Source organism: Prevotella sp. P4-98 (assembly GCF_002251405.1).
Taxonomy (GTDB): Bacteria; Bacteroidota; Bacteroidia; order Bacteroidales; family Bacteroidaceae; genus Prevotella.
The window spans coordinates 31,621-46,146 of the sequence record NZ_NPJC01000058.1 but is presented as its reverse complement, the minus strand read 5'-3'; the positions used below and the strand labels follow the sequence as shown (position 1 = coordinate 46,146).

Below are 14,526 nucleotides of genomic sequence, written 5' to 3'. Positions count from 1 at the left end.
GCCTGAATCATAATGATTTAGGGGGGGGGTATTTGCTATGACATATCATCGTCAGCGACATATAACATCACATACAGAGCCTTCCGCAGGTGTCAGACAAGGGCACCGGCGGAAGACTCTGTGCGTTTATATCATCCATAACTGGAAATGTTTATTACAAACAAAACAAAATATTATGACAAGCAAAAGAAAAAATAAACAATTAAGAAGGCTCGTCACGAGACTGATGCTCGCGATGACTATGGTGATGCCTACATCAACGTGGGCACAAGAAATGTACACAGTGTTCAATACCGAAACAAAAACGCTGACGTTCATGTATGGCGATAAACCAGGGAGTGGAGATGTATATGATGTTCCTACCGATCCTACCGATACTAAAACTTCTCCAGGCTGGATAAGCGACCATAAAGCAGACATTACGAAAGTTGTCTTTGATGCATCATTCAAAGATGCACGGCCGACTTCATGCGCTCATTGGTTCGATAATTGTAGCAATTTGACATCTATTGATAACATCGAAAATCTCAATACATCCAATGTGACGACTATGAATCAGATGTTCTTTGCCTGCAAAAATCTCATATCTCTTGACCTTTCAAACTTCGATACCTCCAATGTGACGGATATGTATTCTATGTTCTGGGGCTGCTTAAGTCTCACATATCTTGACCTGTCAAGTTTCAATACAGCCAATGTGACGACTATGTATCAGATGTTCTATGACTGCTCACATCTCACATCTCTTGACCTTTCAAGTTTCAATACAGCCAATGTGACGACTATGGGTTCTATGTTCAATAAATGCTCAAAGCTCACATCTCTTGACCTTTCAAGTTTCAATACAGCCATTGTGACGTCTATGGGTTCTATGTTCAAGGACTGCTCAAGTCTCTTGACAATCTATGTCAGTGATGTTTTTTCAACAAGCAAGGTCAGCAATAGTCAATATATGTTTAAGAATTGCACAAGCCTTAAAGGAGCTGTTCCATTCCAAAAATCTAATACAGACAAATCCATGGCCAATTTTGACGGCTATTTCACCAAGAGTAACTTAACGCCATACGTTAAATGGAATGGGGATACTAAAGTATTGACATTCAAAGTGGCGAACTATACAGAAGGAACAAATGGCGAATATATATTAAATGAAGGCCATAATGCCCAGGGATGGTTAAGTGATGTGTTTTCTGATTGCGAAAAAGTAGTCTTTACTCCGTCTTTTAAACAAGCCAAGCCAACTTCTTGTTATCAGTGGTTCTGTGGTTTTTCGCAACTTACAACAATACAAGGCATAGAGAATCTCAACACCGAGGAAGTGACTGATATGAGCAACATGTTCAGTGGCTGCTCAGGTCTCACATCTCTTAACCTTTCAAACTTCGATACCTCCAATGTGACGGATATGAGTTCTATGTTCAATGGCTGCTCAGGCCTCACATCTCTTTACCTTTCAAGTTTCAAGACAGCCAAGGTGAAGGATATGAGATGGATGTTCAGTAGCTGCTCAAAACTCGAATCTCTTGACCTTTCAAACTTCGATACCTCCAATGTGACGGATATGAGTGATATGTTCAGTGGCTGCTCAGGTCTCACATCTCTCACTCTTTCAAGTTTCAAGACAGCCAAGGTGACGACTATGTCTGAGATGTTCAATAACTGCCCAAGTCTCACATCTCTCAATCTTTCAAGCTTCAATACAGCCAATGTGAAGAATATGAGTTATATGTTCATGGGCTGCTTAAAACTCGAATCTCTTGACCTTTCAAACTTCGATACCTCCAATGTGACGGATATGAGTAATATGTTCAGGAACTGCAAAAAACTCACATCTACATCTCTTGACCTTTCAAACTTCAAGACAGCCAATGTGACGAATATGAGTGATATTTTCAGGAACTGCTCAGGTCTCACATCTCTTGACCTTTCAAGCTTCAAAACAGTCAATGTGACGTATATGAACGGCATGTTCAATGGCTGCTCAGGCCTCACGACAATTTATGTCAGCGATGATTTTAATACTGCCAATGTCAGCAATAGTGATGGTATGTTTACGGATTGCAAAAAACTCGTAGGAGCTGCTTCATACTCCGAAGATAAAACAGACAAAGACATGGCCAACTATAACACTGGCTATTTCAAGACATATTTCACATTGGGCGACAGTAAGGTGGAATTATGCGGAAATCCTTTGACGACTGAAAGTCTTGACCTGACAGGAGACTATGACTTCTCTCCAAAATATGAGTTTAAGGCAAAATCGGCTACTTATTCCCGTGACCTCTCGGAGTCAGAGTCAACATGGTTCTCACTTTGCCTGCCATTTGCATATACCCCGGATAATTTTAATTTTACTGCATATCAGCTTAAGGGCGCATCTGCTGATGCTGTGGAGATTGAGGAAATGACGGGAGAGATTGCTGCTGGAACGCCTGTGCTCTTCAAGTTTAAGGATGGCGAGGAAAAGAAGATCAATATCTCAGAGACAGATGCTCAGATATTGAAAGCGCCTGTTGTTGGCACGGCAGTCAATGGCCCTGAAGGCCCTCTGCAGCTCTGCGGCACATATCAGACGAAGACTTTCTCTACGGAAGACGGCAATGCCTTCATCCTGCTGAACAACAAACTGATGAATCCCGCAAAGATGCTCGATAAAGGAGTGACGAAGGTTGGAGTCAAGCCCTTCCGCGCATATATGACTTTGACTGCTTCTGCTGGGGCGACATCAGCGCCAGCGAGTGCCAGGGCATTCTCTATCGGTCGTGGTGGCGAGGGAAATGAAGGAACGACTGCCATCGACCTTCTTAACTCTGTGGCCACCGACGATGCCGAATACTATGACATCAACGGCCGCCGAATCAACGCTCCCGCAAAAGGTGTGAACATCGTGCGCCGTGGCAACAAGACTATCAAATTAATCATTAAATAACTCATTAATACATTAATAACTATGGAAAAGAAAAAGTATATCCGTCCCGCAATAACAGTGTATAACATCACTCCCAGTGTCATCCTCGCTGGGTCGTCATTAGAAAAAGCGTCGGATGTGGATTATGGCGGATTAAACGGCGAATACTACGGCGATTAAAGAATATTTTTTTTAACACAGAGGCAAGGGTCATGGGGACAGGTACATTGGTTCACTCTTTAGGGTCGATGAACCTGTCCCCGATGATTCTTTTAACCCCTCTCAATATAACGTGATAGACTCCGCTATCTGAATGCTTTATTGCTGTACGTGCCATTTCTCAATTGTGTATAGATGGTTCAAGTACCTGTCCCCGATGATTCCCGAAATTACATCCAATCCTCCGAACCGCCCAATATGGTTTGTAGATGACCCTATTTGGTTTGCAGATACCTCATTTTGTATTTCCAACACCCAACAACTGTTAAAAATCACCTCCAATTCCGCACTTTTCTTCCAAAAGCCTTGCACAATCCAAATAAATGCTTTACCTTTGCACCACAAGAACCCGCCAAGCCTCTCTACGATGCTTAAATCGGCGGGTCGTTTTATTTTTATACCAAGGGTCATGGGGACAGGTACATTGGTTCACTCTTTAGGGTCGATGAACCTGTCCCCGATGATTTAAATCTCAAGGCGTTCATCACATAGTGCCGCCACTTTCTTTCTGTGGGTGATTAGTAGGATGGTGGTGGATGGACGGGCGGCGAAAAGGCGACTGAACAATTCTCGCTCCGTGTCCTCGTCGAGAGCCGAACTGATCTCGTCGAGCAAGAAGACGGCACCGGGTCGGAGAAGTCCGCGTGCTATGGCTATGCGTTGCGCCTGTCCCTCACTCAATCCTCCGCCATGTTCCGACAATACCGTGTCTATGCCTTGCGGCAAGTCGAAGACGAAGTCGGCACACGATGTGTGAAGTGCAGTATGCAGTTCCTCGTCGGATGCATCCGGTTTTGCCATCAGCAGGTTATTGCGTATCGTGCCACTTATCAGAGTGTTTCCCTGTGGCACAAACACCACATTCTTCCTCATGCTCTTGTCGGCAGCATGAGAGAATCCATTCCCGTAGAATGTCACCTCTCCACTGTCGGGTTGTATGAAATTGAGTATGAGTCGGAAGAGCGTTGTCTTTCCAGCACCTGTTGTTCCGAGTATTGCGGTCTTGGTGCCCGGACGGAAGTCATGTGAGAAATTACTCATCACCTCCCTGTCGCCCTTGGCATATCGGAATGTCACGTTGTCCATGCGTATGCCAAGCAATGGGCGGGTAGTGATGTCTTCGCCGTCGCATGATTGCTTCTCCTCGCCATGTTCCATCTCCTTCAGCCGGTCGATACTGGCAGTGCTGTATATGATTGACGGAAATGCGCCGAGCAATGACAGGATAGGTTGTTGTATCTGTCCTACGAGTTGAAGGAAGGATGTCATCACTCCGAAGGTGATTGCCCCCGTGCGCAGTCCGTAGGCTCCCCACACAAAGGCGAGCATATATCCCAAGCCGAATGTGCAACCAAGTGCAAACCGGCTGAACACCATAAACCGTGAACGACGGATATAGTTGGCGGTCTGCCTGTCCTGCAGTTCTTCCACCCTGTCCTGCATCCATCTCTCGCCCTGTAATGCCCTCAGCACTACATTCAATTCCACACTCTCCTGTATCCTCGCCATTATTCTGCTCTCATCCTCGCGTATCGAGAGAGTGATGCGTTTCAGTCGGTGGGAGATATACTTGCCGATGATTATTGTGAGTGGAGTGATGAGAATGAGCGCCCATGCCAGTCGGCTGTCAAACCATCTCATCAGGAGGAACGCTCCAACCAGTTGTATAGTCATCACCACCACCTGCGGCAGTTGCACAGCCAATGTCTCGCTCACTGCATCTATGTCCTTGGCCATCCTCGAGGTGACGTCCCCCGAGTGTATGTCATTGGCCTCAAACAATCGTCGGTTGAAGAGTTGCGAGAAGATAGCGAGACGCAGTTCCGCCACCTTCTTGATAAATGCCTTATTGGCAAGGTATTGGTTTAGTTGGCGTATCCCCCCCCCCGCCACTACGGCAGCAGCTATCAGCAATGCCTGCACAGCCATCTCGCTCATGGTGCCCCTCATGGCTACGTCGTCGATGAGCCTCTTGCTCAGCCATACTACGCACAATGCAAGCACCGTCTGCAGCAGTCCTGCCATTATGCGCACAAGGATATTCAGTCTTATGCCGCGCGAGTTGTCTATAAACCACCTTGCATACTTCATCTATCCACCACTCCGGTCTTTATCCATTCTTCCAGGATGTCCTCCACGTCATGTCGTGCCACCTCTTGTTCCACGTCGTATTCCTTGCACAATGCCAGTGTCAAGGAGTCGATGTCCGAATCCTCTTCGAGCTGTTCCCAAAGGTATGCCGCAGTGTCGTTGAGACTTATCAACCTGCCGAAATCCACGGCTCCAAGTCCTTCGCCCACCAGCACTTTCTCTCCGCATACTTCGCGGAGCACCATTCCGTCTTTCTTTTTCATATCTTCTAAATGTTTAATTTCAATATATATCGTCTTAAGGGCAATAGCGCCCACCATATTTCGGATGCCGCCTTGCGCCAACGGGTGTATAGATAATGACGCTTTTGATTTCTGTCCACCACATGAGTGGCAATAGCCTTGACGTCGCCTATGGAGCAGTGTTCTCGTCCGACAAGATTTCCGTCGCCCATCAGCGTCACACTCTCGCCCTCAATTTTCTCTATGCGGTGGAGCACATATCGCCTGTTCTCCACCCATGCCAATGCCACGATGCCGCGCTTGAGCCCGGCAGGAGGAGCGAGTATGACACTCTCCTTGCCGCCGATGATAAACGGCAGCATGCTGCGCCCCGAAACAGGCAGAGTCACACTATATCCTTCGTTCATCAGTGCCACAGCCTCGTCAATTATCTTGTTGTCGTTCATATCGTTGAGCTTGTCATTTTCGCTGCCGCCTCATCGGGCAGACAGTCCATGTGCCACATCCTTGCCGTTGCAGTCAGTGAGTTGAGTGCACGATGCAGTCCGTCGGCGATGTTCTTCTCCCACCTCTTTCCCGACACACTTGATGCCATGGTGGCGTATGCCTCGATGGGCGACATCCGTCGGATGGCGTTATGAGGTGCCTGACGTAGCCTCACTATTGCACCCAAGGGATAATGCTCGTTGACATAACACGGAGTCTTTCCGCTCCATGGCGATCCATACACCTCCGCTTCCCCGTCAGCCTCTATCCTCACCACGGGATTATCGTCGTTTAGCAGTCGGCTGCCTTCTATATATTTGAGCCACAAGCGGGTGTGAGTGCTCTTGCCCGTTCCGCTCGGTCCGAGGAACATATACGCCTTTCCCCCGCGACATACCACTGACGCATGAAACAGCAATGTGTCCATTTCCGCCGTGGCAAGGGCAAATGCAATCATCATCGCGTTGTCGATAGCCAACTTGGGCAGTTCGCCAGTATATACCGTCGCCCTGCGATAGTCGCTGCCACATTCCATCCAGCCGGCCATCTTCCCGTGCGAGCGGAACACAAACAACGGATTTCCTCCCGAATGTCCGCATGCTATCTCGTCGCCCTCTTCCTCCTGTCGCCATTCCTCTGTCCAAGCCTCGGGTAGGAGAGCATTCTCGCGTATCACGACACTTATCAGCGGCTCCGACGGAGTCACCTCAAACGGACGGCAGTTGTCGAGCAATGCGAAGATGTCGTCCCCGGCAGTCAATGCCATCACATGTCGTGCCACACTATAATATCTTGTTGTCATTCTTCGTGAACATATCTTAGTGATAAACTTCTGTACTTAATCCTCTTGGGTATTGTGCGTATGATATAGATCACAAACTTGACATTAATCCACAGACATTCCTGGAATGAGAATCCCATCAGCCTTATCGGTATCAGTATGCCACTGATTACGGTTTGCCAGTATCCCTTTCGGCGGTTTTCGTGATACCACCCAAAGTTTCCGCTCTTAAATGCCTCGTCGAGCATACATCTGCCACGCCTTTCATCCTTCGGGCATATCATCCTGTCGCTCTCCATTGAGAACAGTTCGCTCATCATCCACATCACCGCTCCTGCCGTTTTCCGCAGTCCGAACCTTGACAGTTGGGAGGCTATAAATCGCCGGTCTTCCTCAGATGAAATCTTCATCAGCATATAGTAATCCACGATATGCCTCAGTCCGATGCCTCCCGAGAGGAAATGCCTTTGTATATGCGCCATCTGCATGATCAGGGCGAATCTGCAGGTGGGCACGTCAAAGCCTTCGGGACATCTCTCCGACAGCAGGATTTCCTTTTCGAGAAACCGTTGCAGTCGGCGGTTGGTGATGGGGTTGTAATTACCCGACGACGGTCGGAAGTGCACCTCCACCGCGATACCGCTTGCGTTTTTATTCAGGTGCACATGATGATACGACACGGTGTCCTTTGTGTCCAGAACGCCCTCGTCGCCCAGCAGTTTCACGACGCTGTCCCTGCCGCCTTCCACCCATATATCGATGTCTCCGGGTTGCCGTTCGTCGGGGTGAGGATACAGTCGTGCGTTGGCTTGTCCTTTCAGTATTGCCGTCTTCCGTCCTCTTTCGCCAAACCATCGCGTTAGCCTTGCAGCCTCTGCGTTCATCTTAGCGTTGAATCTGCGTATAGCTTCGGCTTTCAGGGTCCATTCCATCAGTAGCGGTTTGGGTATGCCAACTTCGCCACTCATCCGATTTACCACACAATATATCACCCCAGTGAGCGTTTGTTGGCATATCTGTATATAAACCTCCTTCCACTCCCTTTCCGGGAGTGTCATTGGCTCATAAGGTTCGCAGCCCACAGCCATTCTCATTAGCCGTATCAATGTCCACTTTGTGTCATTCATTTCTCATCTGCATATAATTGACTGCAAAGATAAAACTTTTATATGAAATCAGCAGAATAAATCCACGGAAATTTTGCATATTGAGATTTATTTGTTACTTGCAGTAGGTACAAACGCCATCGGATATTTTGACCGATATAGGTGGCGCCCAACTCCATAGGGCGCCATGCGGAAGCACTAAAAATTTAGTTTTTTAAAATATTCGACCACTCGACCACCACTATAGCATAATGCGCTAGTTTCTGTGGCTTACAAGGTGACGGTCACTGTTGCCGAAGGTGCACTCAGTCCGCCCATTGGGTTGGCTGCGCGCACGCTGTAGATTCCAGCTTGCTTTGCAGTATAGGTGGGTTGTTCGGTGAAATCGATCACGTTGCCATCTTTACAGATTGCCCACAACCATGTGTCGTAACTCTTGCTCCATGTCAGTACACCGGCGTTGACGCGGATGTCAACAGGAATAGCAGCCTGTTTGGTATCATCGGTAGGTTGCCAGTCGCCAAACATACGGTTCATGTTGCTGTAGGTATCAGCTTCTTTTTCTGTCAGTGTGGGATTGTTTTCATGGCTATTGGCAAAGATGGTCTTGCGTCCAGCGGTTTCGATGGTCACTCCGTTGCAGTCTCTTGAGTTCCATTCTGCAAAGCGTGCAGGCCATCCGTCATGCATCTCGTTCCATCCCAGAGTGGTAGGTTTCACATTCATTCGTGTGTCGATAAACACGGCAACAGGTGTTGCCTTGCCCCATGGGCGCCCCAAGGTGTAGGTGCCATCGACGTCGTTGCCTGATGCGCTGATGGTGCAGTTTTTGAACACCCAACCTACGTTTCTCGGTTTCGACGGTACTGCAGTATATCCACCGGCAATCTGTAGCAGTTCCAACTGGTTGAAATAGGCATCTCCTTTACCGCAGAGATAGTCTGTACGTCCGCGCACCTGACCGCCCTCAAAGTAGTAGAGTCCTTGTTCGTTGCTACTGGTCCATGTGTCTTGGTAGCCATAGAGCAGGGTGTTCTTATAGATGGTGTTGGTGGCACAGTCATAGACAGCGAGGTTGCGTCCGAGTCTGTCGTCGATGCCACTTTTGATGGTGATGTCTTGGAAATAGGTGCCAACGGCAGCGTCTGTCAGTTGGAAAACAGGACTATAGCGTATGGTTTCGTATTTGTGGGCAGTGCCAAACGGACCTTTGAAGAGCATGTTCGAATCGTTGGAGATGTCTTGTGTGATGATGGTGGCATCGCGGTCTTCACCAATCAGCGAGAGGTTGGCAGCGGTGATATAGGTGATAGGGTCGGGCAGATCGCCTTCCCACAATACGGTGGTGCGGTCTTTTCCCGTATGCTTATAGTGCTTCATTGCTCCTGTCGGCATTTTGTAAGTGCCTTTTTTTACCAAGATGCGGTAACGCGTCTGTTGGTCTTTGCGGCTGTTGGCAGCAGCAATAGCATGGCAGAGTTCGGCAGTTGTTGACACCACAGCATCATAGGCATGTTTGGTTTCTGTAGGAATCGTGATGTGTTTAGCCAAAATACCCTGCTCTTTCAGCAGTTGTGCGCAGAGTTGTGCAGCAGCCATAGCACCTTTTTTGTTATAGTGCGTCTTGTCGGTGGTAGTACCTTTGTCGAAGAGTGCCGCATAGCATGCGTCAAAACTGCCGTATTGCTCGTAGAGGTTTTTGGTGGCTGTGGTCATATCCACAAAACTGATATGTTCCTCTTTAGCCAACTGTCTCATGTGGTAGGGATAGTCCATGTCATGGTTGTCGCTATCAATGTGTTGCTGTGTCATGATAGTATCTTGGTGCAAAGCATCAAACTTATCGCCCAAATCGTGTTGTCCGGCACGTGTTATCTTGTGGTCAGCACCGAAATAACATCTGCATACGGGTGAGATAAGCACAGGAGTTGCACCTTTTGCCTTTACCTCTCTGATGATTTTTCTCAACCATTCTTTATAGGTGGAGTGGGGGATGGTGCCTCGTTTGTCCTTTCTTACAGTAGCCAACTGTGCATCGTTTCCCTGTGCAGCATAGAAGGTCTGAAGTTCTTGGTTGTCCATGCCGTTGAACTTCTCATCGTTGTGTCCAAACTGTATGAGCACATAGTCGCCAGAGCCCACGCTATCCTTGGCATTCTGCCATAGCTCGTTATATCCGGCACGCGAGTCTCTTCCGCCTTTTGCATAGTTGAGGCTCACCCATCCATGGGTAAGGAAATTGCCGAAATACATACCCCATCCACGCATTTTTGTCGTGTTGACGTCGTAGGGGGCCATAGTGGAATCGCCCAGTGTGAATACTTTCTTGGCAGCCTGAATGTTGCATCCCAAGAGGATGGCGATGATGCAGACTGCCACCCTTGTCAGTTGTTGTTTCATGTTGTTGATTTGTCTTTTTAGTAGTTTTCTATTGCAAAGGTACGATTAAGTGAGCAGAATACAAAAAGAAAATTATGTTTTTCTTTTTGTATTATCGAACGCGAGTACCTAAGACCGACAGGTCAAAGGTACGATTAAGTGAGTAGAATACAAAAAGAAAATTAAGTTTTTCTTTTGTATTATCGAACGCGAGTACCTAAGACCGACAGGTCAAAGGTACGATTAAGTGAGCAGAATACAGAAAGAAAATTATGTTTTCTTTCTGTATTCTTAATACTCCACTCTTACGTTGTCCACCCAAAGGGTGTTGCCCACCGAACCGATATAGGCACCACCGTGGCTGGAGTCAAACTGCAGAATCATGTGGGTAGGTGCTTCGTTGGCAGTAGCCCATCCTATTTCCTTCACAGGCATCATCTTGCCTTTCGAGTTTTTTGCCCATTTTATGTCATTTCCTGTTAATAGTCCCATATAGGGTTTGTAGAAATGCTGTCGGGTGATGTCACCGTAGTGGATGGGAAAAGATGCATTCTCCACCCATCCGTTGGTAGTTTTGGCAAAGCGCACCACCATAGTGCCTACACGTTTAGCCCAGATGTTGCCTTTGGCATCCTCCCATCGCTTTTGTAGCAAACAGACGCAGTCTGCCATGTCGAAGCCTGCCACGGTTTTCACTTTGCTGAATCCCGTTTCCTTGATGCGGTTGGGGTGTCCCGATAGTTGCACCCGATAGTCGAACACCAGTGCTTTGGGTTTTCCGGTGAATTTCATACCCGCATCGAGTTTTGCCATAGGGTTTGAGGTCGAAGTAATGGGTTCGAGAGTTTCGCCGAGGAAGATGCTTCCAGCAGCTAATACTTTGATGTTGACTATGCCCAACACCTTACACGTCTCGATGTGTGTCACCAGTTTGGCACAAAAGCCATGTCCCGGATGACTGTCTCTATAGACCGATACGTTGGTTTTTGTAATGCCCGACACCTTCGCCATCACGTTTGACGTACCCCAAGGCGAACCGCCCCAGTTGGTGTATGGTGCATTCTGTTTCCACGTTTTGGCAGGCGCTATCTCGTAGAGGGTTTTGGTGTTTCCACCAATGATAGCACTCTCTTTCACATGGCGTGTCACCCATTGGTTCATATCACCATATTTAATAGGTTGAATGTTCTGGCCGTTAGCATTTGTCGTAGCGGTCAAAGTCAGCGCCAATATGGCGCCCGCTTTCATGAGTATGGCCTTTGTCATTTTATGATGTGTTTAAGTTTCAAGAGTCTTATATCCGTTTCCTGCATACATTCCTCGTAGGTTTTTGGCGTGTTGTGGTCGTCGAGGAAGAAGCGTTTCTGTTGGGGCATAAACCGCCGGCTTGCCAGCGACAGCGTATCGTTGCGGTAGGTTGTTGCCACGTGGCCCAAGGTCAGCAGCGTGTGAAACACACAGTTGCTGGATGCTGGCAACTGGCTGTTGCGATGCAGCGCATCAGCCTCGTTGGGAAACTGTTTGGTGTAAACCTCAGAAATCCATATCACCATCGGCACATGCAGTTGGTAGAATGACGGATAGGGTGAGGCATGGAGGAATAGTTTGCGGCTATCGTCGAAGATGTCTTCTCCGTGGTCTGAGGTAAAGAGCATGGCAGTAGCGCCTCCTCGCTGTTGAGCCAATCTGATGATACGGTGTAATAGCCAGTCGGTGAAACGTATGGAATTGTCGTAGGCGTTTACCATCATCTGTCGGTATTGTGGTTTTGCTCCATTGTAAGAATCGGGCAGAAAGTGTGCCATCAACTTCGGATAGCGGTCGGTATAGTCGAAGTGTGAACCATAAGTATGTACCACGACAAAGAGTTTGTGATAGTCTTTCGCCAGTTGTTTTCGGAGTGGAGTCAGCACATCGCTATCTGTTGTCATGGCTTTACTGCCTCCATTGGCTGTATCGTGCAGGAAGATGCAGTCGTCAGCCTGTTCGCCGAGGAAGTCAATAAACGAGTGGTTGCGCTGTTGGTTGGAGATGTATGCGGTGTGCCATCCTGCTTCTCGGAAAGCCTGCATGATGCCTTTGGTACGAAACAGGATATTGAAATCCTCTGCCGACGCCAACGACAGCAGTATCGGCACACTCTTATGGGTCGTGTTGCTTTGACTCATATAGTTGGAAAACACCGTCAGTCCTTGCTGTTTTGTCAGCAATGGGTTGGTGGGGCGGTGGTAGCCATAGAGTTGCCAGTTGTCGGATCTGCTTGTTTCACCCACCACACAGACAATCGTTTGGCGTGTAGTATCTGTCGGGTCTATCGTACTCTTGGCATTGAAAGTGAAATGGTCAGAAGTCTTATGGTATTCTGCCGATGCCTTCTCTCGACCGAATGCTAAGGTGCAATTGTAGCAGGCATTCAGTGGGAAAATGCTGTTGGTAGGTATAAAGTCTGTGGAGATTGTCACCGTTGTGGTCAGTAGAATAGCCGCCACAGCCATGATGAATCCACTCTTTCTCCAGTGTTTCACGAATGTATGGTCTAAATCCCTTTTCTTCGTCCATAGCGTGATGGCGAGGATGATGGTAGGTACATAGATGATGACCACCCAACCGACGGCAGGCAAAAGTTGTGAGAGAAGTTCGCCCACCTCGTCTCCATTGGTAGTGACGAGGTTGAGCCACATATCCACAGCAATAGGACCACGACCATAAAGATAGGTCAGTACCAGTTGGAAGGCACCCAGGAATAGGATGGGAAAGAGGATTATGACCGTGCGACCTATACGTCGTCCCACGGTTAGTGCCAGTATATAGAAGGCTATTGGTGCGATGATATTCACCATGTTGCCCCACAGTCCAAGTCCTTCGGTATAGATCTGTATGATGTTAGGCAGGATGAGTACTGTGAGGAAGAAGTAAAACAGTTTGTTGATAGTCTTTTGTTTCATCATCAGAATGCCTCGTTGATATTGAATATGAATCCTGTGCCGTTACGACTGAAGCCATAGTCCAGTCGCACGTTGACTCCCTTCTTGAACTGCCAGCGGTAGCCTATACCTGCATTGGGTAAGATGCGGTTCAGGCGCATCTCACTGTAACGAGGGAATACCTCTGCGGCACCCAACCATACGACGATGCCGTTGCGATGCCATACATGTTGTCGCAGTTCTATCTGTGCGTCTATCACGTTTTTGTCGCGATAGCGTCCTTCGTAGTAGCCACGCATTCTTCTGCCTGATCCTACTTCAGAGAGCGATGACCAAGGCACCTCACCTGTTGTCTGTCGGGTGTGTATTTCTGCTGCTATGATGGCGCCACGCCATGCTTTGCGGTAGGTGGCAAGTTGCAGTTCTGCCGAATAGTAGGTGTGCTTATTGCCCAACATAGTGGGCGATGTCATGAGGTCGAGTTGTAAGAACCAACCTTTGGAGGCGTTGAGAATAAAGTCTCGAGAGTCTAAAGTATAGCTCAATCCCACACCGATGTCGTTGACCGTCATGGGTTGACCTTCAAGCAGTTGTGGTGCGCGGTCTTTCAGTTTATAGGCATGCACCAATTGGTAGCGCACGATAGGACCTACATACGAATATCGGTTCAGGCGTGCCAACAGTCGTGTCATCACTTCCAGTTTGTCGTGACTGTATTTGCTTTTGTTGTCATCGTTGTCGCTCTGTGGATAACTCAATCCCCAGAGATACGACGGGAAGGTATAGGCATATAAGGTGTAGTCCAGTCGGAAGTGGCGTTTGGGGAAGAAGTGGTTGCCGGAAAGTCCCACCATCATAAAGGCTTTGGTAGTGATGTCGCCGTAGAGTGAAGCGTTGGACCGTTCCAACAGTGAGTCGCTGCGGTCGGCACTATAGGTGGCAGAAGCTACAATGCCAAGTCCCAGTCCTGTCTCGTTATTGTAGTGTGGTCCGCCGAGGATGCCGAAGTCAATCTTCTTGTTAGGGTCTGGTTTGTCGCTCTCTGCCAGATATTGCATCAGTTTGCCCACCAGTCCTTTCTTCCGTATTGTGTTGCTGTCGTTTTGTAGGACGGTGGCAGCGTCAGTATCTGTGTTTTGTGCTGTCGTTTGCATTGTAGTCATCGCCATGCAGAGCGTCAACAGGAAAACAAATAGCTGTTGGAAACTATGTCTTTTTGTTCTTTTCATCAGTATGTCTTATATCATTTTGCCGTATTGCAGATCCTTTGTGCAATCGGCAGAAAGCTGACTGCAAATATAGCGTTTTCTTTTCATATCTGTCACAATCCTCTGCTTTTCTTTTCTAAAAACATCCTTTTAGAACAAGAATAGCGTAAAGTCGAATGATG

Annotated in this window: 11 protein-coding genes; 2 read left to right on the top strand and 9 right to left on the bottom strand. The window is 47.9% G+C overall.

The features are described from left to right. Positions 1–175 precede the first annotated feature (175 nt). Entirely contained in the window at positions 176–2,929 is a 2,754-nt protein-coding gene (locus CIK96_RS08690) for a BspA family leucine-rich repeat surface protein (RefSeq protein ID WP_158214853.1), read from the top strand. Between the two features lie 21 nt (positions 2,930–2,950). After that, positions 2,951–3,088 carry a hypothetical protein gene (locus CIK96_RS13255; protein WP_158214852.1) on the top strand — a complete coding sequence of 46 codons (138 nt, stop codon included), beginning with the start codon at positions 2,951–2,953 and terminating at the stop codon, positions 3,086–3,088. Between the two features lie 504 nt (positions 3,089–3,592). Here the strand turns inward: CIK96_RS13255 and CIK96_RS08680 are convergent. The 9 genes from CIK96_RS08680 to CIK96_RS08640 all read right to left on the bottom strand — a co-directional run bounded on the left by CIK96_RS08680 (position 3,593) and on the right by CIK96_RS08640 (position 14,365). Then, the gene (locus CIK96_RS08680) at positions 3,593–5,218 is read right to left on the bottom strand and encodes an ABC transporter ATP-binding protein (RefSeq protein WP_094440362.1); all 1,626 of its coding nucleotides are present in this window, start codon (positions 5,216–5,218) and stop codon (positions 3,593–3,595) included. Further along, complete coding sequence (locus CIK96_RS08675; protein ID WP_094440361.1) at positions 5,215–5,481, bottom strand: PqqD family protein; 267 nt, start codon at positions 5,479–5,481, stop codon at positions 5,215–5,217. Before CIK96_RS08675 ends, CIK96_RS08680 begins: the two co-directional genes overlap by 4 nt. A gap of 5 nt (positions 5,482–5,486) precedes the next feature. Next, a complete protein-coding gene (locus tag CIK96_RS08670) occupies positions 5,487–5,906 on the bottom strand; it encodes a S24/S26 family peptidase (protein WP_094440360.1) in 420 nt (139 codons plus the stop codon). Beyond that, positions 5,903–6,748, bottom strand: coding sequence for a hypothetical protein (locus tag CIK96_RS08665; RefSeq protein WP_094390602.1), 846 nt, complete (start codon positions 6,746–6,748; stop codon positions 5,903–5,905). The genes CIK96_RS08670 and CIK96_RS08665 overlap by 4 nt, the downstream gene beginning before the upstream one ends. Continuing rightward, complete coding sequence (locus tag CIK96_RS08660; protein ID WP_094440359.1) at positions 6,745–7,854, bottom strand: nucleotidyltransferase family protein; 1,110 nt, start codon at positions 7,852–7,854, stop codon at positions 6,745–6,747. The genes CIK96_RS08665 and CIK96_RS08660 overlap by 4 nt, the downstream gene beginning before the upstream one ends. Positions 7,855–8,103: 249 nt before the next feature. Next, positions 8,104–10,233 (bottom strand): pectinesterase family protein, encoded by a 2,130-nt coding sequence (locus CIK96_RS08655; protein ID WP_094440358.1) that lies wholly within the window; start codon positions 10,231–10,233, stop codon positions 8,104–8,106. A gap of 270 nt (positions 10,234–10,503) precedes the next feature. Beyond that, a complete protein-coding gene (locus tag CIK96_RS08650) occupies positions 10,504–11,460 on the bottom strand; it encodes a PCMD domain-containing protein (protein ID WP_254047121.1) in 957 nt (318 codons plus the stop codon). A gap of 14 nt (positions 11,461–11,474) precedes the next feature. Beyond that, the gene (locus CIK96_RS08645; protein WP_094440356.1) at positions 11,475–13,160 is read right to left on the bottom strand and encodes a phosphoethanolamine transferase; all 1,686 of its coding nucleotides are present in this window, start codon (positions 13,158–13,160) and stop codon (positions 11,475–11,477) included. After that, positions 13,160–14,365: a BamA/TamA family outer membrane protein gene (locus CIK96_RS08640; RefSeq protein ID WP_094440355.1), complete on the bottom strand. Its 1,206-nt coding sequence runs from the start codon at positions 14,363–14,365 to the stop codon at positions 13,160–13,162. The genes CIK96_RS08645 and CIK96_RS08640 overlap by 1 nt, the downstream gene beginning before the upstream one ends. Between the last annotated feature and the right edge of the window lie 161 nt (positions 14,366–14,526).